General features: G+C 71.6%; 6 protein-coding genes. 3 read left to right on the top strand and 3 right to left on the bottom strand.

Annotated elements, in window-relative coordinates; genetic code table 11:
- The first annotated feature begins 48 nt into the window (after positions 1 to 48).
- The 3 genes from OG422_RS04950 to OG422_RS04940 all read left to right on the top strand — a co-directional run bounded on the left by OG422_RS04950 (position 49) and on the right by OG422_RS04940 (position 1,921).
- Positions 49 to 501 carry a GNAT family N-acetyltransferase gene (locus OG422_RS04950; RefSeq protein WP_143942448.1) on the top strand — a complete coding sequence of 151 codons (453 nt, stop codon included), beginning with the start codon at positions 49 to 51 and terminating at the stop codon, positions 499 to 501.
- Between the two features lie 145 nt (positions 502 to 646).
- Positions 647 to 1,618, top strand: coding sequence for a hypothetical protein (locus OG422_RS04945; protein ID WP_405740091.1), 972 nt, complete (start codon positions 647 to 649; stop codon positions 1,616 to 1,618).
- 111 nt (positions 1,619 to 1,729) lie between these two features.
- The gene (locus OG422_RS04940; protein WP_405740088.1) at positions 1,730 to 1,921 is read left to right on the top strand and encodes a DUF1059 domain-containing protein; all 192 of its coding nucleotides are present in this window, start codon (positions 1,730 to 1,732) and stop codon (positions 1,919 to 1,921) included.
- Between the two features lie 127 nt (positions 1,922 to 2,048).
- On the opposite strand, the gene OG422_RS04935 is transcribed toward OG422_RS04940, so the two are convergent.
- From OG422_RS04935 to OG422_RS04925, 3 genes are all read right to left on the bottom strand, one after another.
- On the bottom strand, positions 2,049 to 5,525 hold the full coding sequence (locus OG422_RS04935) for a right-handed parallel beta-helix repeat-containing protein (RefSeq protein ID WP_143942451.1): 3,477 nt from the start codon (positions 5,523 to 5,525) through the stop codon (positions 2,049 to 2,051).
- Between the two features lie 55 nt (positions 5,526 to 5,580).
- Positions 5,581 to 7,101, bottom strand: coding sequence for a hypothetical protein (locus OG422_RS04930; protein WP_405740085.1), 1,521 nt, complete (start codon positions 7,099 to 7,101; stop codon positions 5,581 to 5,583).
- Between the two features lie 99 nt (positions 7,102 to 7,200).
- On the bottom strand, positions 7,201 to 21,351 hold the full coding sequence (locus OG422_RS04925) for a hypothetical protein (RefSeq protein ID WP_405740082.1): 14,151 nt from the start codon (positions 21,349 to 21,351) through the stop codon (positions 7,201 to 7,203).
- Positions 21,352 to 21,354: the final 3 nt, after the last annotated feature.

Here is a 21,354-nt window from a genome sequence, read left to right as displayed (position 1 = left end):
TCCGGAAAGGGCTCGACGCGCGCCCCGCCGCTCTGCGACTCTCCGGCCATGAACGCACACCTGCCCGCGGGCTACGAGCTGTCCACCGACCCGGCGCGGCTGGACGGTGAGCGGGTGCACCGCTGGCTGTCCGAGGACACCTACTGGGCGCCCGGCCGCTCCCGCGAGCGGCAGGAGCGGGCGGTGGCCGGTTCGCTCAACTTCGGCCTGTACGCCACCGATTCAGGCCGTCAGGCGGCATACGCGCGGGTGGTCACCGACCGCGCCACCTTCGCCTGGCTCTGCGATGTCTACGTGGATCCCGCCGACCGCGGCCGGGGCCTGGGCACCGCCCTCGTCGAGGTGGTCGCGGCCGACCTCGCGGCGCGCGGGCTGCCGCGGGTCGTGCTCGCCACCCAGGACGCGCACGGGGTGTACGAGAAGGCCGGGTTCCGGCCGCTGGCGGTGCCGGGGGAGTGGATGACGCGGCCGCTGGCCGGTCCGGACACGCCCGGCCGCTGACCGCCGGACCCGTCCGGCCCAGCCACTACCCGGTCGGCGTAGCGCCGCCGGTGACCTGCGCGGATGGCGGCGTCCGGGGCCCGTGGCGCGGCCGTCGGGCCCGGACCGAGGTGCGCCCGGCGGGCGGCCGGGGTCTGCTCGGTGCATGTTCATACGGCATGTCCTCCGACACGCACCGGCCACCGGCGCCCTCGCGGCCTCGCTGGCCCTGACCGGCGCCGGGCCGGTCCTCGCCGCGGGCGACGCGCACCGGGCGGTCGTCCAGCCCGATCCGGTCGCCCCCGGGGAGGAGTTCTCGGTCTTCGACGGCGGCAACTGCCCCGGGGAGAGCGGCGAGGCGACGTTCGACGGCGCGGGCATACCGACGATGAAGCTGTCCATGCTCCGCAACCAGGTGGGCGGCACCGGGCGGGTCCCCGAGTCCGCCGAGCCCGGCTCGTACAAGGTGACCGTCGTCTGCGGCGAGGGCGGAAAGGACGGCGGCCACGGCGGCGGCGCGGGCTCCGGCCATGACGGCGGGAGCGGCCACCGGCCCGGGGCGCAGCAGGGCGACGGCGGGCTGATGCCCCGGAGCGATCCGGGCGCGGCGGGCCCGGGCGCCCCGACGGCGGACGGGGGCCTGTCGGGCGGGGAGCTGCCGGACGGGGCGTTCCCCGGCAGCGGGACGCCGCCCGGCGACGGCCTGCCCGGGGCCGGGGGCGGCGCGCTCCCCGTGCCCGGCGACGGTACGGCGGGCGCACCGCTCGGGGCGGACCCGGACGCGGACGCGGCCGGAGCCGGGCTGCCCGCCGCGGGCCCGGTGGACGGCGTGGCGGCGGGCGGCGGCCCGGCGGGTGCGGGCACGGCCCGGGCGGTGGCCGCCGTACGGCCGGGCGGCGCCGTGCCGACGACCGGCGGCGGCGACGGCGGGCACGGGAAGGCCACGCTGACCGGCACCCTGACGGTGGTCGCCGCCGACCACGGCCGCCTGCCCAAGGGCGGCTCCGACGCCGGTCTCGGCGGCGCCGCGGGCACCGGTCTGGGGACCACGGCGCTGGGCGGCGCCCTGCTGGCCGGTGCGATCGGCTGGGGCATCGTCGAGGCCCGGCGCCGCAGCCGGGAGGAGGGCCAGGACTGAGCGGAGCGGGCGGCGGGGCCCGGCGGCGTCGGCCCGCCCTGCCGCCCGCCGCGACCGCGCAGGCGGCCGACGGGCGGGTGGGCGGAGACTGGAGGTATGAGGAGGTGCGTCATGCGCAAGATGATCGACTGCCGGGACTACCCCAGCGAATCGCGGTGCACGCTCACCATCTCCGGTGAGGAGGAGGAAGTGGTGCGCGCCGCCAGTGAACACGCCGTGTCCGTCCACGGGCACGCGGCGGGCCCCGAACTGCGTGAGCAGATCCGGGCCGCGCTCAAGAACGAGATGCCGCAGCACGCCTGAGCCCGCGGGCCCGTGCCGGCCGTCGCGGTGGTGCGCGCGGTGTGCGCCACCGGGCGGCCGGCGCGGTGTGCGCGGTCGCCCGTCCCCGGAGCGGGCCGGGAGCGGGCGACGGCGGCCGCCCCCTGGGTCACGTCAACGACGTCTCCTGAAAGTCCTCCGGCACCAGCTGCAGCAGTTCCTCGCGGCTCGGGGACGTCTGGCGGCTGAGGCGGCCCGCCTGGCGGGTGACGAGGGATTCGAAGACCTTGCGGGCGTAGCGGGCGTTGCCGAAGTTGCGGTCCCTCGGCACCGCCGCGAAGTGCGCGCGCAGCAGCGTCTCCAGCTCCGGGGCGCAGGTGTAGCCGCCCGCCTTGGCCTGCCGGTTCACGATGATCACCAGCTCGTCGCCGTCGTAGTTGCCGAACTCCACCCGCTGCGAGAAACGCGAGGTCAGACCGGGGTTGGAGGCGAGGAACGAACCCATCTCGTCCTCGTATCCGGCGGCGATGACGACGACGTCGTCGCGGTGGTCCTCCATCAGCTTGACGAGGGTGTCCACCGCCTCCTGGCCGAAGTCGCTGCCGCCCCGCTCGGACGGCGTCAGGGTGTACGCCTCGTCGATGAAGAGCACCCCGCCGCGTGCCTTGTTGAACGCCTCGGTGGTCATCTGCGCCGTGTGACCGACGTACCGGCCGACCAGGTCGGCGCGCGCCACCTCCACCACCTGGCCACCGGCGAGCACGCCCAGTGCCTTGAGCAGCTTCGCGTAGAGCCGCGCCACGGTGGTCTTGCCGGTGCCGGGCGGGCCGACGAAGACCAGATGGCGGCTGAGCGACGGCGACGGCAGCCCCGCCGCCTCCCGCTGCCGGGCGTTGGCCAGCAGATGCACCAGGTCCGAGACCTGCCGCTTGGCCTCCGCCAGCCCCACCATCTGCTCCAACTCGCCGAGCAGCGACTCCAGTTGGCCCTCGTCGCCGCCCGCCGCGCCCGCACCGACACCGGATCCGGCGACCTCGCCGAGGTCCTGCGGCAGCAGCCGGACCATATCGGCGGGGGAGGCGTTCACCTCGTTCGCGAGGCGGAACGCCTGCCGGTCCACCATCTCCTCGAACACCCCGCGCGCGGCGCGCCCGTTGCCGAACGTCTCGTCCCGCGTCATCTGCCGGAACAGCGTGTCCAGCCCGTCCCGGGCGGCCGGGTCGAGGGCGTACTCGTGCCGTTCGCAGATGCTCTCGACGATGGTCACCAGTTCGTCCACCGTGTAGTTGGGGAACTCCACGGTGCGGTTGAACCGCGAGGCCATGCCCGGGTTCGACGACAGGAAGCTGCGCATCTGCGCGGAGTATCCGGCGGCGATGACGACGACGTCGTCGCGGTGGTCCTCCATCAGCTTGACGAGGGTGTCCACCGCCTCCCGCCCGAAGTCGGGGCCGCCGGAGCCGGACTGGGAGGTGAGGGTGTACGCCTCGTCGATGAAGAGCACCCCGCCGAGCGCCCTGTTGAACGCCTCCGTCGTCTTGATCGCCGTCCCGCCGACGACCTGCGCCACCAGATCCTGGCGTGCCACCTCCACCAGATGCCCGTACCGCAGCACCTCCAGCTCGGCGAGGATCGTGCCGTAGAGGCGGGCCACGGTGGTCTTGCCGGTGCCCGGTGGCCCGGCGAAGACCAGATGACGGCTCATCGGCGGCACCGTCATGCCCATCTCCTCACGGCGCCGCGCCATGCGGTTGAGGCTGACCAGCGTGGTCACCTCGTGCTTGACGGAAGCCAGCCCGACCAGCTGCTCCAGCTCCTCCAGCGGCGAGGCGGGGGCCTTCTTCTTCGTGTCCTTCTTCGTGGCCGTGCGGGCGGATCCGCCGTCGTCCGGCGCGTCGCCGTCCGCGGGGCGCTGCCCGCCGTCCGCACCGGCGGCGTTGTCCGTCGCGCCGGTGGCCGCGTCCCAGGCGGCGCTGCCCGCGGCCGGTACGTCCTCGCCGCCGCGCTCCGCCGCACCGCGCGCCGCCGCCGCGCCGTCCGCCACGTCGCCGTGGATGTCGGCCAGGCCGTTGCCGCGCGACATCACCTCCTCCAGCAGGGCGTTCTCGCTCACCACCGTGCGGTGCACCCCCGCGCCGCCGTTCTCCCAGGTGGAGACGGACCGCAGCGCGAACTGTTCGGTGGTGTGCGTCAGGACGCCGTCGCCGCGGTTGCCGAAGACCTCGCAGCCGGTGAAGGTGCCCGAGCCCCCGGCCGCCACCAGGATGCCGTTGCGCTCCCCGTCGTGGAACCGCGACTGCGTCGCCACGACATTGGCGCCGGATCCGACCGACAGCCCGTCGCCGCCGGTACCGGCCACATCGCAGTCCCGCAGCCGCACCGACGCCGTGCCGGACACGGCTATCCCCGCCGCGCCGCTCTGCCGTACGACCAGCATGTTCAGCCGGGCGCGGGCCTCGCCGCCGATCTGGACGCCGCTGCGCCGGGTGCCGGTGATCTCCAGGTCCTCGAACCGGCCCTGGCTGGTGTCACACACCTCCAGGCCGTGCGCGCCGCCGCCGGTCAGCACCGTACGGCGCAGCGTCGGCCGCGCGTCCTCGGCCACCCGCACCCCGATGCCCGTCGGCTCCGTCACCGTCAGCCGGTCCAGCTCCGGCACGCAGTCCTGCGTCAGCTCCACGCCGGTGCCCCGGACGTCGGCGATCCGCAGGTCCACGAAGACCGGCCGGGCCGCGCCGCCCACCCACAGGCCGGTCTCCTCGCTCGCCTCGACCGCGCAGTCCTCGAACCGCCCCCGCGCCGAGTCGTACATCCGCACGCCCTGCCCGGCGGTACGGGCCACCCGCAGCCGCCGCACCAACGGGTCGGCGTGCTCGGCGACCGTCACGCCCTCCTTGCCGGTCTCCTCGACGTGGCAGTCCTCGACCAGCACCTGATTGCGGCTGGCCAGATGCAGACCGACGGCCTTCGTGCGGTGGATGCGGCAGCGCAGCAGCCGGGTCGAGCTGTCGTCCTCCAGCGCGACGCCGGGCTGCGCCGTCCCGGAGAAGTCGCAGTCCTCGACGGTGCCCTGGCCGTGGCCGCTGACGTACAGGCCGTTGCCGCGTGCGTCACGGACGGTGCAGCGGCGCACCAGCGGGTCGCCGTGCCCGCCGATGACGATGCCGGACGCGCCGAGGTCGGCCAGCCGGCAGTCCTCGATGACGCTCTCCGCCTCGCTGGTGACGACGATCCCGGCGCCCTTGGGGTTGGTCACCTCGCAGTCGCGCATGGCGAGGGTGCCGGTGTCACGGGCGAGGACGGTGGCCCACGAGGCGCCGCCGACCTCGCAGCCGTCCAGCTCCAGCTGGCCGTCGGCCACGTCCACGGCCGGGCGCTCCGGGTCGCTGCCGTGCACCACAAGACCGGTGAGTTTCACCGCCTCGGCGGCCACCGTGACCGCGGAGCCGGTGCGCGGCGTGATCCGCACCGTGCCGAGGCCCTCCGCGGCGACGACGGTCACGATGCCGGTGAACACCAGCGCCTCGGCGTACCGGCCCGGGGCCACAGTGATCAGCGCACCGCTCGGCGCCGCCTGCACCGCCTCCGCGATCGTCGCGAACTCCCCGGACCCGTCTGGCCCCACGGCCAGCACCTGACGGCTCATCGCCGCTAACTCCCTCCAGGGCCCGGCGCCGTGACGGCGCCGGGCCCGAACGTGCTCACTCTGCGCGGCATTCGGCCTTCACCTGGGCGGCGGCGACGTGCGCCAGCGTCGAGGTGTCGCCCTCCCAGTCCTGCCCGGCGTTGGTCACCCGGAGGGTGAACCGGCCGCCCTCCACATGGACCGTGGTGCCGAGCACCCAGCTTCCCTTGTTGCGAGGCTGGTCGATGTGGAACCCGGCGAGGTCCCCGCCGTACCACTTGGTGCCCTTGTGCACCGAGTATCGCGCGGGAGCCCCACCCACCTCCACCGGGCTCTTCCCCTGGGGGATGTAGACCGAGATGCGGCAACTTGCCGACTTCATCCCGGAATTGAACTGCCAGTACGCGGTCACATCCGAGTCCGGCGAATCCGCGTCACCGGACATCGGTATCGCCCGGGAGCCACCCCCGCAGCCTCCGGCCGTCGACCCGCCGGTCCGCGTCAGCCACCCCTTCTTGCCGTCGCCGTACGCGCCGATCTCGTGGTACGAGGCGTTGGCGCCGGTCGCGCAGGTCGGCCCGGCGAACGCGGTGAAGGTATGGGTCGCCAGCGTCTGGGTGTGCACCTCGGAGCCGGAGCCCTTGTCGTCCGCGCCCGCCTTGTCGGCGTGGTCGGCGCCGGCGGCGGTCGGGTCGGTGCGGGTGGTGGCGTCGCTGTCGGTGTGCGGCCCGGAGCCGGAGCCGCCGGAACTGCCGTCGGCGGGGCCGTTCCCGGCGTTGGAGGGGGCGCGGCCGTCCGTCCGGGGGGCCGCGCCGCCGTCGTCGCGGACGCCGCCCGGGACGGGGACGAAGCCCTTGCCACCGTCGCCACCGGCGTCCGGCAGCGGCTGCGTCAGGTCACCGGCGGCGTTCGCCGGGGACGTGGCGAAGGACTTGCTCAGCGCGGAGATCGCGAACGGCGCGCCCAGCAGTACCACCCCGGCCAGCGCCGCGCCCGCCACCACACCGGGGGAGACCCGGCTGCCGCTCTCCGCCTTGGTGTCCGCGCCCACCGCACCGGCCGCCGCGTCGGCGCGGCGGAAGAGGCCGAGGCCGCGCCGCCCGGCGGACGCCTTCTTTCCGGCGGACGCGCCCACCGGGGCGGGGGCCGCCTCGGCCGCGGCGGGTCCCTTGGCCTCCGCAGCGGCTGCGCCGTCGTCCGCCGCCGCGCCGCCGGAGCCGTCCCCGCCGTCCGCCTCGGGCTCGGCGTCCGTCTCCGCATCGGCCTCCGTGTCCGCCGCGCCGGGCAGCGGCGCGCCGGGACGCAGCACGGTCGCCCCGGCGGCTCCGCCGGTGGCCGCCGGGGCCTCGTCCGGGACGTCCGCCGCGGCGTCCGGCTGCTCCTGCTCCGGGCGCAGGGTCGTCCCGCCGGCCGGCGTCTTCGCGGTGCCCGGTGACGCGGTGGGGGTGTCCGTGGACGCGGCCGGGGTGGGCGCATCGGCGGTACCGGCCGGGCCGTTCTGCTGCGGCGCGTCGGTCACGGGCGCGGACGTCTCGCCGGTGGCTCCGGCGGCACCGGCCTCTTTCGCGCTGCGGGAGTTCGCCGTCTCGTCGGTCATGATGAGTTCCGCTTCACTCGTCGGGTGTTCGGGGGAGTGGGGGCACCGCCACGCGGGACGCGGAGGGGGCGTTCCGCCCGGCGGTGGTCCGGATGCCGGTCAGTAGTGCTCCATCGCCGCGTCCAGTGCCGTGTGGAGCGCGGCGGCCCAGGTCTTGAGGCTCTCTGACGCCTCGGGCAGGCCCAGCAGGCCGGGGGTCTCCGGCTCGGGTGTCGTCGGGCGCGGGCCGTGGGTGCCGAGGGCGTCGCCCGGCAGGTCGAGGTGGAGCAGGAGCGGTGCGCCCGCCCCGCCGTCCCACTGAACCAACTCATCCAGTCTCGCCGCCTGTTCGGGCCTGAGGTGCGGTTTCACGTAACGATCGAGGAACTGCTCGCGGCTCATCCGCTCGCCGCCCACCAGGACGTCGTCGCCCGCGGACGTCAGGTGCACGGTCTGCCGGCCGTCGTCCGCCGTCGTCTTCTGGGCCGTCAGCAGCGCGTCCAGCATCGCCTTCTGCTGCGCGCCGTTGGCGTCGCCGTAAGGGTGTGCGGGCAGGTACCAGCCGGAGTCCACCCGGATCGCGCCGGGCTGCACCCCGCCGACGCCGCGCAGCACCGCCTCGGGGCTGAACCGCAGTTGCAGCGCGTCGTGCAGGGTGAAGGTCTCCTCGAAGACGTTCTTGTCGGAGATCTTCGGCAGCCCGAACGCGTCGAACGTGTCGTACGTGGCCACCTTCACCACCACGTTCACGGAGGTCGGCGTGTGCCGCTGCCAGTGCACGGTGCGGTCGACGGAGTTCTTCTGCAGCGCGACCTGGCCGCCGGAGTCGTGCTCCAGCGTGTGCGTCACCGACGAGGACGCGGAGAACCCCTGCTTGGCGCCCGCGAAGCTGCCGGCGGCGGAGCCGCCCAGCTTCGTGCCGCGACTGTCGGTGTGCGCGTCGATGTCGTTCTGCAGGTCGTAGTCGGCCCGCTCGCCGGTGCCCTGGTGCCAGCCCTGCGACAGGCCCAGGTTGCCGGGGACGAACTCGACGGTGACCCGGGCGTGGGTGTGCGTGGCCACGCCGCCCTCCGCGGTGATGCGCACCGGGAACGTTGCGGTCCGCGTCGTCGGGGTGCCCAGGCCGGTGCGCACCATGTGGCGGGCCAGCTCCCGGGCGCCGATCAACTGCTTGAGCTGCACATGGCCGCCGTGCCGGGGGTCGGCGAAAACCTTGGGGGCGCCGGGGTGCCCGGCCAGCTGCGTCATCAGCTCGGTGAACAGCGTGTGCCCGGCCCGCTCGTCCATGTCCACCAGCACGTCGTGGTTGAGGAACTCCTGGGACGTGATGGGGGTCAGCGGGGTGGGCGTGCCCGTCACGGGGACCGGCAGTTCGGACCGGGGGACGAGGACCTCCTCCCGGACCGGGACGGTGATCTCGTGCGGGGCGCTCCGGCCGGGCGAGAACCAGGTGGCGGCCTTGTCGAGGCCCGCCTCGACGAGGTGGGCCTTGCCGAGCAGCAGGGCGTCGACCAGCTGCGAGGCGTGCGAGGAGCTCTCCACCGTCAGCGTCAGCGTCGCGTCGGTCTCGTAGACGAACAGGTCCTCCGCGTCGGTCGTGTACGCATCGTGCCGGCGGACCATGACGCTGCTGTTGTTCGCGACGCCGTTCCCGGTGGATCGGTTCCAGGACCCCGACAGCGCGGCACCGCCCCCGGCGCCGCTGCCCCCGGCGCCGAGCGTGACGCCCTTGCTGTGCTTCGTGGAGGCGCTGAACTGGTCCTCGATACGGGTGTTGGACTGGATGTAGCGGGAGAGGACGCCGTGCGCCGACTTCCCGGTGAAGCGGGCCGCCGTCGCGTTCCGGTCCATCCGGAGGTGGACGTCGACGTAGGTGTGGTGGCCGACGCCGTCGGTGCGCAGCCGCAGGGTCAGTCCGGTGTCCCGCAGCAGGCTGGACAGGCCGCGCAGCGAGGCGCCGTCGAGAATGCTGTCGGCCATGGACTTCATGGCCCCGGCCGGTGCGTTGAGGGTGTTCAGCGGGCCGAGGACCTGCGGCGCCGCCTGGGACAGCAGTGTGACGAGCTGACCGAGCACCTGCTGCGAGAGCGTCCGGTCCGGCACGGGTGGCTGCCCGTTCGGCACCTGCGTCCGGTCGCCGGGGCCGTCGTCGTGGGTCTCCTGACGCTGCTCCTCGTGGTTCTCCCGCGGCGGCTCGTTCTGCTCGTGCGGGCCGTTGGCTGCGAGGTGGGGGGCGCCGGGCACCGGCGTGAGCCCGGTGGTCATCGACAGGATCGGCAACTGTTCCAGCGTCGGCGGCACATCGGCGTCCTCCGCCGTCCGTTCGGCCAGCACCGGGCGCTGGAATGTCGCGCCGCCCGGCACGTGCAGGGTGGCGCTGAGCCCGTCCGCCTTCCAGGTGCCCAGCATGGTGTTCTTGGTGACGGCGATGTTCAGCCGCCAGACGACGTCCATGGCGTGGTGCTCGTGCGGGACGTCGATCGAGGAGAACTCGCCGGGGTGGGTGTCGTCGATCTCGATGGTGGTCCGCGCCTTGGAACGGCTCCACGTCTCCGAGTAGCCGACCGAGCCGCTGCCACCGTTGTCGCCCTGCTTCCCCGCGTACTCCATGCTCCCGCCCGACGTCCAGGCGTTCCCGCCGGAGATCTGCGTCTTCTGGGTGTGCCGGAGCATGTACTCGGTGAGGCTGAAAGACGACAGTTCCTGCGTCTCCGCGCTGAGCGGCCGCTTGTTGCCGGTGATCGCCTCCGCCATCAGATACACATGGGCGTCCGCGAACTGCTTCCCCACCACGAACCGGCCCGGCAGCGCCTTCGCCTCACTGCTCAGCGCTCCCTTGAGCTGGTCGGTGGTGATCATGTGCTGGAGGTACGAGGCGACATACGGCGGTACGTGCAGCTCGGCCAGCAGCTCCGCCGCGGCCTCCCGCAGCGCACGGGCGTGCCGGACGTGGTCGATCCGGTCGCCCGACTCCAGCCGCTCCTGCGTGAAGCCGTCGGGCAGCACGAGGTCGGAGAAGGTCATCGTCCTGCCGTTCCAGGTCGGCTTCGGCGCCCGCTGCGCGACCGGCGGCGGACCGTCGCCGGCCGCATCGTCGGCGTGCTGGATGACCGACAGGTCGGAGAGCGACTTCGGCACCAGGTACTGCACCCCGCCGTTCGGGTGGGTGACGTGCGGCGTGGACGTCTCGGACGCGGTGCCGGTGATCTTCTCGGCGTGCACCGACACGTGGTAGCGCGCCGGGTAGTGGTCGTGCCACATCGTGCCGGAGGCGTTCGTCCCGTGGTGGGAGAACGCGTACGTCGTGATGCCGTTGGTCAGCGAGACGTCACGGGAACGCCCGAAGTTCAGCCCGGGCGGCGTGAAGGTCATCCCGCCGCCGCCCGCGGACATCGAGAAGCCGAGCGAGAGGGACTGGCCGTTGCCGACGGAGTCGGTCGTGGACAGCCAGTTCCAGTGGGTGGGCCAGCTCTGGACGGTGGCGTCGTCGACCGGCAGCCGCCACGGGCCGTCGGTGCCGTCGCCCTGGCGGTGTTCGCCCCGCACCTCGAAGTGGAGCAGCAGCTGGGTGCCGTTGTCGCCGCGCGGCCCGAGGAACGTCAGATGCAGCCCGTCGCCGAACACCTCCTTGGTCTTGCGGGACAGCTCGTTCACATGGAACCGGATCTCCAGGAAGCGGTTGAGCTGGTCGAGGTGGCGGGTGCGGTGCTCGGGCGTCAGATGGGAGAAGCCGATGTCCCGCTCCGCCACGACGGCCTGTTTCCGGAAGTGGTCCACGAGGTGCGACAGCCCGGAGACCCCGAATCCCTCGTACATTCCGAACTTCGGCGGGCTCGGCGGCGGCGTCGTCAGTTCCAGGGGCGGGTGCGCCGGCCGGCCCATGGCGTGCGCCAGCCGGTACTCGAAGTGGTCCGTCAGATGTTCCGGGACGTGCACGACCAGCCGCACCGGCACGGAGTGCGGCGGCATCGCCGGCGCGCCCACCTCGGTGAGCGTCGCCTCCATCGTGAGGTGCACCTCGTACGGGACGCTCTTCCCGTTGAAGCGGACGGTGTCCAGCATGCCGCCGGTGTTGCCCTCGGTCAGCGACGAGGAGTTGTTGCTGTTCAGCGCGAAGGAGAACGGGAACGACAGCGACGGGTCGTGGTCGGAGAGCTTCGGGCCGACGGTGAGATCCACGCCGAAGCTCTTGCCGCCGCCCTGGGAAGTGGTGTGGAACAGCGAGTCCCACGCCCGTACGTTGTTCGCCAGCCCGGCGTCGAACGCGTCGCCGGTCCGCTTGACGGACAGGATCTCGGCCCGGACGTCCGAGACGTAGTGGTGCCCGTCGCTGTGGACGGACGGCAGCCGGGTGGCGCTGAGCATCCGGGAGAAATGGGCGACGGTGCCCATCTCGCCGAACCAGTGGTTCAGGAACTCGCGCGCCCGCGACCCCGGGCCCATGTGCGGATACGGGCCGGCCAGCAGCGACGCGAGCTGTTCCTGCCCGCTGCTCTCCCGGACGAGGAAGAACGTGTCCTGGAGCGCGCGGGCGACGCGGCGCCGCTCGTCCGGGGTGCGCGGGGTGACCTCCCAGTCGTGGCTGGTGTGGTGGGCCTCGTGGCCGGTCAGTTCGTGCGGGAAGGCCACCTCGACCGGCACCGGCCGGTGGACCGGTGCCTGGTGCTGCACGGCCTTGGGGACGCCGTGCAGCTCCGCCTTCAGGGTGGCGTGCGGGAAGGCGAAGTGTTCCTGGTCGCCGCTGAACACGAACTCCGGGCGGTCGTAGGAGTTGTGGAGGAAGCTCTGCCCGGCGGAGGCGCTGGACGAGCCGCCGAGGTTGAAGGCGAGGCTCAGCACCGCGTGCTCGGCGGTCGGCTTGAACGACGTGGTGCTGGTCAGCGCGCGCGCGTTGCCGGTGGTGTGGGTGCCGCCGTACTGCCGGTTGAGGGTCGCCTCGCGGTGCCCCCGGACCTTCGCGCCGAACGGCAGCTTCCGGGTGGCCTGGTGATCGGGCAGATGGGTCGCCCCGTTCCGGGACAGCCCGTCGAGCCGGACCTTCAACCGGTACTTCGACTGCCGGTCGTCGTACAGATCGAGCGTGAGCCCGTCCTTCGACAGCAACTGCCGTACGAGGAGGGGCCCTTCGGGCCCGGAGATCTTCTGCCACACATCGGTGGCCAGCTTGTTGACCAGGGCGTTCTTGTGGCCGGGCTTCAGCGTCGTCCCGGTCTGGTCGACGGCGGACCGCACCAGCTCTGTGAGCGAGGCGGGACGCGGCCCGGGGACGCCGATGGGGATGTCCCCGATCCGCACGACGGAACCGAACTGCCCGAGCGGGTGGTGCCCGCCGTCGCCGAAGCCTTGGGGGACCTGGGGCTGGTGGACGAGGGGGAGCGGCTGAGAGGGGGTGGGGTCCGGGTTGTCGTCCGGGTTCTCGTGCGGGTTGTCGTCCGGGGTTTCGTGCGGGGGCTCGGTGAGGTGGTTGTCGTGGTTGTCGTGCGGGGGCTCGGTGGGGGTGTTGTCCCGGCTGTCCCGGCTCTCGTTCGGGTTGTTGTCGCGGTTCTCGTCCCGGTTCTCGTTCCCGCCGTCGTCCTGGTTCTCGTCCCGGTGGTCGTGCGACGCATCGGACGTCGGCCGGGCGGAGGTGTCGATGTGGAGCCGGCGGGTGGCGCCGGGGGTGTCCTGGCCCTCCCAGTGCATCAGGCGGTGCAGGTCCGCGTTCTGCTCGGGGGTGAGCTGCGGGCGGACGTACCGGTCGAGGAAGTCCGCTTCGCTCAGGCGCCGGTCGCGGACGAGGACGGTGCCGTCGCCGCCCGAGGTGACATGCCAGGTGGTGCGGCCCTCGGTGAGGTCCGACTCCTGGGCGGTGCGCAGCGCGTCGAGCATGGTGGCGGTCTGCTGCTCGTCCCCGGCGTGGTGCGGGGCGAGGTACCAGCCCGAGTCGACCTGGACCGCCGCCTCGGTGACGCCGCCCACCTCGCGGACCACCGCCTCCGGCGAGTACCGCAGTTGCAGCATGTCGTCGAGTGCGAAGCTGCCCTGGTAGACGTCGTTGCGGGTGACGTTGCCGAGGTCGAAGTGGTCGACGGAGCTGTCCGCGGCCACGTGCACATCGACCTTGAGCTTCGTGGGGCTGTGGCGCAGCCAGTGCACGGTGCGGTCGATCGACTCGGTGGGCATCGAGGTGAACGCGCCGCTGTCGTGCGACTCGGTACGGCCCTGCTTGAACTTCCCCGCGAGGTTCTGGGTCATCTTGCCGGTGGCCGCGGCGAAGTTGGCGGTGGCGCCGCCGCCGACGCTGCGGTCCTTGCCGACCGCGTGGGACTGGGTGTTGTACTGGTACTGGTAGTCGGAGCGCTCGGAGGTGCCCTTGACCCAGCCCTCCGGCGAGCCGAATGCGAGCTGGGTGAAGGTGAGCCGCAGCTTTCCGTAGGTGAGCGTCGCGACACCGGCTTCGGTGGTCAGCCGCGCGCCGAAGGTGCTGTCGTCCTCGGTGGCCTTGCCGAGGCCCGAGCGGTGCAGATGCCAGGCCAGCTCGCGGGAGTTGAGGAGCTGGCGGAGCTGCTCGCGGCCCGCCTGCCCCTTCTCCGCGAACTTCTTCGGGGCGCCGTCGTGCGCGCTCAGTTCCTTCATCAGGTCGTCGAAGAGCTTCCGCGAGGACGACTCGTTCATGTCCACCAGCACGCCGTGGTTGCGGAACTCGTCCTTGCCGATCGGCTTCGGAGTCTGCTGCGGGGGCGGCGTCTGCGTCTGCGTATCCGTAGGTGTCTGCCGCGGGGGCGGCGTCTTCGTGTGCAGGTCCTGGTGTGCGGCCTGGTTCCCGGTCCGGTTCCCGGTCTGCTCTTCGACCTGCTTGAGCTGCTCAGGGGAGAGCTCGGAGCGGGCGACGACCACTTCCTCCCGTACGGGGACGGAGAGGGTGTGCGTGCCGTCCTCGTGCTGGGTGACGTACTGCCACAGCGTTTCGGCGCCGCCCTTGATCGTGGCGGCCTGGCCGAGGAGCAGGGCGTTGACCAGCTGGGACGCGTGGCTGACGCTCTCGACGGTGAGGTCGATCGTGCTGTCGACCTCGTAGACGTACAGCTCCTCCTCGGCGGTCGAGTACGCGTCGTGGCGGCGGATCATGATCGCGTCGCTGTCGGAGAGTGTGGTGCTCCGGCCGAAGCCGAAGGAGAGGGACGGCGAGGCGCCGTTGCTGCCCTTGCCGCCGGAGCCGCCGCCGCCGAACGATCCGGAGTGTTTGACGGTGTGGGAGTGCGCCTCCTCGACGCGGATGTGGGACTGCGTGTACCGGGAGAGCACGCCCTTGGAGATCTTGCCCGTGAAGTGCGCGCCGCCGGAGCCCCGGGTCAGCTGGGTGACGATGTTGGTGTACGTGTGGTGGCCGAAGCCGTCCGTCCGCATGCGGACGTGGAGGCCCGTGCCGCGCAGCAGGCTGCTGGTGCTCTGCAGGGTGCGGGCGTCGAAGATGCTGTCGCCCCCGGCCTCCGTCACGGTGCCCGGTGTGTGGTACCCGTGGTTCTTCCCCAGCGCGTCCGGAGCGTGCTGCTGAAGAAGCTTCTCCACCGTCTTGAGGATCGAGGACGACACCGGGGGCGTCGATCCGGCGGGGGTGCCGTTCCCGTCCTGCCCCGTCGCCGTCGGATCGGTGTTCCGGGGGGACAGGTCCACGGTCATCGCCGTCAGCGGCAGCTTCGCCAGATGCTCGGGGACCTTCGCCTCCGCCGCCGTCACCTTGGTGTACTCGGGGCGCAGATACGACACACCGCCCTCGACGTGGACGTCCTTGACCAGGACCTGCGGCGTCCCCCAGGTACCGAGCAGGTTGGTGTCGCGCTGGACGACGCTCAGCCGCCAGATGACGTCCGCCTCGTGCTGGCGGTGCGGCAGCGTCTGGTCGATGAACTGGCCGGGGTGGATGCTGGTCACCTTGACGGTGGCCTTGCCGTCCGACACGGCCTTGCCGCCGGACGCATCCCCCGAACCGCCGCCGGAGTCATCACCGTTCTCCTTGGAGCCGCTGAGCGAGGCGCCCAGCCCGTGGGAGTGGGTGATCACCGTCTTGTCGGTGCTGGTGAAGCGGCTCATGGCCTCGTCCAGCGTGAAGTTCGACAGCTCCTGCGTCTGCTCGAAGCTCTTGTCGTTGACGGTGATGGCCTCGACGACGAACTGCACGTTGTTGTCGGTGAACGTCTTCTCCCGGACCAGCCGCCCGGCCGACGCCTGCGCGTCGCGGTTGAGGATGCCCTTGAGCTGGTCGGGGGTGAGCAGCTTCTCGACGTAGGGGACGGCGTCCTGCCGGGGGATGCCCGCCGCCTCGAAGAGCTTCGCCGCCTCGCGCTGGAGGTCCAGGGCGCCGTGCACGTGATCGATGCGGTCCTGGTTCGCGATCCGGTTCTCGGTCATGTCGGCCGGCGTCTTCAGCGGCGGGTAGCTCTTGTTCCTGCCGAGGGCGTCCGGCTCGACGTCCACGACGGTGACCTGGTGCTTCGTCTGCTCGGTGGGCGTCTCCTCGGTGGCGGAACGCTCCTCGACCGGCAGCGACTTCGGGACCAGATAGTCGGCGCGGCCGTTGACGGTCTTCGTCAGCACCGGCTTCTGCTGCTCGTTCAGCACCTTCGTACCGGAGACGTGCTCGGCCTCCACGGTCATCTCGAAGACCACCGGGTACGAGTCGTGCCACATCTCGCCGGAGGTGTTGGCGCCCATGTGGGAGAAGCCGTACGTGGTGATGCCGTCGGACTCGGAGTGGTCGCGGCCCCGGGAGAAGAACGCGTCGGCCGGGGTCAGCGTGAACTCGTCGGTGACGTTCCCGGAGAGGGTGCCGCCGACGGTGAACGACTGGCTGGTGGTCTGGCCCTGGGAGTCCTGGAGCCATGACCAGTTCGTCGGCCACTTCTGCACGGTGCCGTTGGCGACCGGCAGCCGCCAGGCCTGCGCCTCCTCGCCGGGCCGCGCGGGGCGGGCGGAGACGCCGAAGTGCAGCAGCAGCTGACCGTTGTCGCCCTTCGGGCTGCGGAACGTCCGCCGGACGCCGCCGTTCAGCACGTCGGACGCCATATGGGACAGCTGGTCGGCATGGAAGTGCGTGGTCAGGAACTCGTTGAGGGCGTGCCGGTGCTCCTTCTCCCGGGCGGTGTTCTTGTGCCGGAACTCCGTGCGCGTCTCGACGCGGCGCGCGTCGTGCAGGAACGTCTTCGGCAGGTCGGCGAGCCCCTGGAGCCCGAAGACGCTGAAGAACCCGCGGGTCGGGGGCCGCTCCGGCGGCGTGAGCCGGTCCTCGGAGCCGTTCTGGTGGTCCGTGTGGTCTTCCCGCGGGACCTCGGTGATCTCGTCGGGGTTCTCCTGGGGGCGCTCTTCGGGGCGCTCTTCAGGGTGTTCGTCGGTGGTGTTCCGCTCCTGCGTGAGGTGGCCGCCGTCCTGCCGGGCCACGTCCGCGAGCTGCTGCTCGAAGTGGTCGGTGAGGTGCTCGGGGACGCGGATGATCACGGTCACGTCCCGGGTGCTGGAGAAGTCCGCGCTCCCCACCGGGTTGAGGCCCGCCTCGACGCGCAGCTTCAGCTCGTACGGCACGCTGGGCCCGTTGAAGCGGGTGGTGTGGGACATACCGCCGGTGTATCCCTCGGTCAGCGACGCCGAGTTGCTGGTACCGAGGCTGAAGCCGACCGGGAAGGACAGCATCGGCAGCGCCTCGGGGCCGATGACGACGGTCGCGTCGAGGGACTTGCCGCCGCCCTTGGAGGCGGTGTGGAACACCGAGTTCCAGTCGCGGGTGTTGCCGGCCAGGCCCACCTGCGTCGCGTCACCGACCCGGCGGATGGAGGTGACCCCGGCGCGCGTCTCGGCGGCGTAGCGGGTTCCCTTGTGGACGGTGGAGGGCAGCAGCGTGGAGCTGAGCATCCGGTGGACGCTCCACAGCATCCCGTGTTCGCTGAACCAGTTGTCCAGCATCCGCCGCGGCGCCGAGTCCGGGCCCATCGACGCGTACGGCTTGGTCAGGCCGGAGACGAGCGACGACTGGCCGTGGCTCTCCTGGGCGACGAAGAACATGCTCTGCAACGCCTGCGCGAGCTTCTGCCGCGCCGTGGGCGAGGCGCCGCTCCGCACCTCCCAGGGATGTTCGGTGTGGTGGGCCTTCGGATCGGTCAGCTCGGTCGGGAAGGTCACCTCCAGGGTGTCCTTCGCGGTACCCGTCCAGTGCCGGCCGCCGCCGTCGCGGCGGATGTCGACGGAGAGTGTGGCGCCCTCGAAGCCGAAGTGCTCCCGCGTCCCGGCGAGGTTCAGTTCCGGGCGGACGTAGGTGTTGGTGAGGTTGCTGTGCCCCTTCGACGAGCTGGAGGAGCCGGTCAGCGTCACCTTGGGCTTCACGCCCACGTCGTTCACGGTCGAGGCGTGCGAGGTGGTGGCCGACACGCTGCGGCTGTTGCTCACCGTCGAACTGTCGCTGACGTTGTAGTTGACCGCCGCTTCCCGCTGCCCCTTGTCACTCTCACCGAACAGCAGCTGCCCGGTCGCCTTGGTGTCCTTGACCGGTGCGGAGCCGGGCGTGGGGGAGGACGTCGGCTGTGGCGCCGGCGCGTTGAGGTGCTGCGCCGCATCGTGGTGCACATCGCTCAGCTTGAGCGTGACGGTGTACGCGTTCCCGAACCGGCCCACGGGGACGCGCAGCTTCAGCCCGTCCTCGTCGAACAGCTTCCGGGCCAGGTACTGCCCGTTGTCGCCCGACAGGTCCTTCCACAGCTGGTCGGAGAGCTTGTCCGCCAGCCGGTCGCGGTTGGCGGGCTTCAGCTGGCCGCCGTGCAGGCCCCCGCGCTGCCCGTGGACGTTGTCGAGGGCCGACCGGACCAGCGTGTGGAGTCTGGCGGGACGCTCCCCGCCCGCGCCGAAGGTGAGGCCCCCGAACCGCTGAAGCCGCCCGAACTGGCCCAGCCCGTACCGCCCGTCCTTCCCGAAGCCCTGCGGCACCTCGACCTGCTTGGGCGGGGTTTCCTGCGGGGGAGGCTGATGGGTGCCGTCGTTCTGGCCGTCGTTCCGGTCGTCGTGCTGAGGGGTGTGCCGGCCGTCGTGCTGGTTGTCGCTCCGGTCGTCGTTCTGGCTGTCGTTGTGGTTGTTGTCCTGACGGTTGCCGTTCGGCTGCTCCTGCTTCTCCTCCGGGTTCGGCTTCTCCCGTTGGTGGGGCGTGTCCTGCTGCTCGGTCTTGTCCTGTGACGGGTCGGGCCGGGGCTCGGCGGTGGTGTCGTGCGGGATGTCGGACATGGTCTTGGCCATGGCCTGGTAGTGCGCGCCGCCGCCGTCGAAGTGCACGTACAGCGGGCTGCCCTCTCCGGTGGGCAGCGGCAGCGTGCCCCGGTCCAGGGACTTGAGCGTGACATTGACGCCGAGGGACTCACCGAGAAGCCGCGCGAAGTCGTCGGCGAACGGCGAGTTCCAGAGCCCGTCGCCGTTCTGGGCTGCCTTGACCATCAGCCCCTTGGTTCCCAGTTCCCGTGCTTCCGCCGGGGACCTGACGATGTCCGCCAGCCCCGTGAACCTGCTCTGCCGCAGCAGGTCCTGCCACGCCTCCTGCTGCTTCTTGGCGTCCTCGCCGGACAGGCGCTGACGGATGTCTCTTTCGAGGGGGGCGTCAAAGGGCGTCGCCGGATTCGCGAACGCCTCGGCGACCACGAGTTGGACGGGGTCGTCGACGTGGTGCGGCCCCAGCTCCGAGGTGTCGGCCTGCTCGATGTGCCGGGCCAGATGGTTCCGCAGGCCCTGCACGTCCAGCCCCCGGATCTCGGGCAGCGTGTTCTGGTGGTAGGCGCTCACCAACACGGAGGTGAACAGACAGTCACCATCGCCCGGGACGCTCAGCACGTGGTAGGTGTCGCCGTTCACGAGGTGCTCGCCGACGACGCTGCGCTGCTGGGTGACGAACTCCGGCGGTGTCACCGGCGCCGGTTCGTGATCCCGCTCGGTGAGCGTGGTCAGATCGCCCCACTTGCTGCCGGACGGTTCCGGCGCCGCCTGCTTCTGCTGCGCGTGCTGCTGCTCGGGCGTCGGCGTCTGCTGCTTCTGCTCCGGCTCCTGCTTCTCCTCCTGCTTCTGTTCGTGTTCCTGCTTCTGGGCCTGCTGCTGTTCCTGCGTCTGCTGTTCCTGCTGCGGCGTCCGGTGCTCGTCGGTGATCTTCTCGGACGAGGCCGGAGTGGTCTGCGGCTGTTGCTTCTGGGTGCCGTCGGACTGGTTCTCGGGGGTGGCGGTGGAGTGGTCGGTGGACGCGGTGTCGTCGGAGTGCGAGGACGTGGCGATCTTCTGCGGCTCGCCGGTCTGCCCCCCCGACGTCTCCTCGTTCGACGTGTCCGTGCCCGTGTCCGTCTGCTTCTGTCCGTCCTCCGTGTGCGCGGTCTGCTGCGTGCCGCCCTGGTGATCGGAGACCGGCGGGGTGGCGCCGTTCTTCACGGCCTCGGACTTCGGCGATGTCTGCGCGGTGTTCGTCTGCGAGGTGTTCTGTTGGGTGGGCGCGGACTGCTGATGGCTGTTCAGGGCAGTGGCCTGGACGGTTGCCGTGTGGTGGTCGTCCTCGGTGACGCCCTCCGTGTCCATGACGGACTTGTCGTCGGTGATGGACTCGTTGTCCACGACGGACACGTCATCGGTGACCGATTCGTCGTCCTTGACGGAGACGGCGTCCTCGTAGTGCCCGGACGTCGGGGGGCGGTGGTTGCCGTCGTTGCCGCCGCTGCCGCCGCTCGCGGTGTTCTGCTGGGACGAGGAGGGCGTGGAGGTGTCCGTCGAGCCGCCTACGGGGTTCTGGTTCGTGGTGGTCGGCTGCTGCCCTCCGCCCGTGGGAGTGGTGTCCGTCGACGCGTTCTGCTGGCCGTCGCTGGACGTGGCCGGAGGCACGTACGCGTTCGGCTCGTTGGACGAGGGCAGGCCCCGGTCGCCGTCGACGGTGGTGGGGAGCGGGCCGGGGGCGTTCTTGACGGCGTGGGTCAGGGCGGCGACCCCGGCGATGCCGCCGACGGTTCCGGCGTGGGTGGCCACCTGGCCCGCCGCGGCCGAGGCGCCGGACATCGCCGTGACGTTGAAGCTCTTGTCGTCGGAGAAGAGCAGGTTGTAGAAGCCCTCGGACAGATACGCCTGACCGGCCACCGCGCCGGTCATCCCGCCGAAGTGGCTGGCCTTGGTGGCGATGTGGTCGTGCTGGTCCCGGATGGCCTTGAGCGTGGTGTCGGAGAGGTTCGCCAGCGACTGGTGCACGGCGGGGTTGAGGTGCTGGCCGCCGCCGTGGTCGAGGACCTCCTTCAGCGCGGGTCTGCTCTCGTTGCCCCAGTTCTTGGCGAAGGTGTTCCCGTACTGTTTGCCGAGGTCGCGGGCGGCCTGTTCGCCCATCGTGTCCTTGAACGTGTGGGCGAAGAGATCGCCGAAGTCGTCGCTGATCTTTTTCGTCGCCGTCTCGCCGACGCCCTTGCCCGCTGCGGAGCCGCCGAGCGGGCGGAGCAGATCGTCGGCGTTCTTGGTGACGATGTCCTGGATGCCGTGGGACAGGCTCTTGGAGGTGGTGCCCGCCACCGTGTCGGTGGCGACCGACAGCTCGTTGGTGATCTGCTTGGCGACGTTCTTGGCGATCGGACCGGCGAAGAGGTCGGACAGCTTCTTGCCGACCTTCCCGCCGAGCAGCGACAGCGGACCCTCCAACAGCCCGTCGAGCAGACCGCCCAGCGCCGCGTCCTTGGTCAGGCTGGCGTCCCAGGAGTCGCGGTGGCCCTTCGCCATCTGGATGCGCTGCGCGAGCCCGTCCAGGGCGGTGCCGATGGACTCGTTGAGGATGACGTGCATCGCGAGGTGGTCGAGGAGGGAGCGGAGCAGGCGTTGCAGATAGGTCGAGGTCTTGATCTTGATCTCGGGGATTTCTTCCCACTGGAACGTGGCGATGGCGATGATGATCTCGATCAGCATCTCGGCGATCTGAAGGATCGCCATGATCTTCATGTACTCGATGTTGACCGAGGAGGACTTGGCCACCTTCTCCAGGCCGCCGGTGATCTCCTGACCGGCCCGGACGTAATTGCGGTCACCCGTGGTGAACTCCGAGAGCGACTTCGCGTACGCGTCGGCGGTGTCCCCCGTGATGCTGTTGCGGACCGTGTTGACGGCGTGGACCACCTGCTCGGGCAGATGCTCCAGCGCCTGGCGGATCTGCCCGAAGCCGTCGCCCATGTCCCGCAGCTTGTCTTCGTTCGCGTTGCTGAAGCTCTGGCCCGTCAGGACGATGAAGAAGCCCTGTACCTCCGGGGGCGCGTAAAGGACCACCGG

It is taken from the genome of Streptomyces sp. NBC_01525, from assembly GCF_045040405.1.
GTDB lineage: Bacteria > Actinomycetota > Actinomycetes > Streptomycetales > Streptomycetaceae > Streptomyces > Streptomyces benahoarensis.
This window is presented reverse-complemented; position numbering and strand designations above follow the sequence as displayed.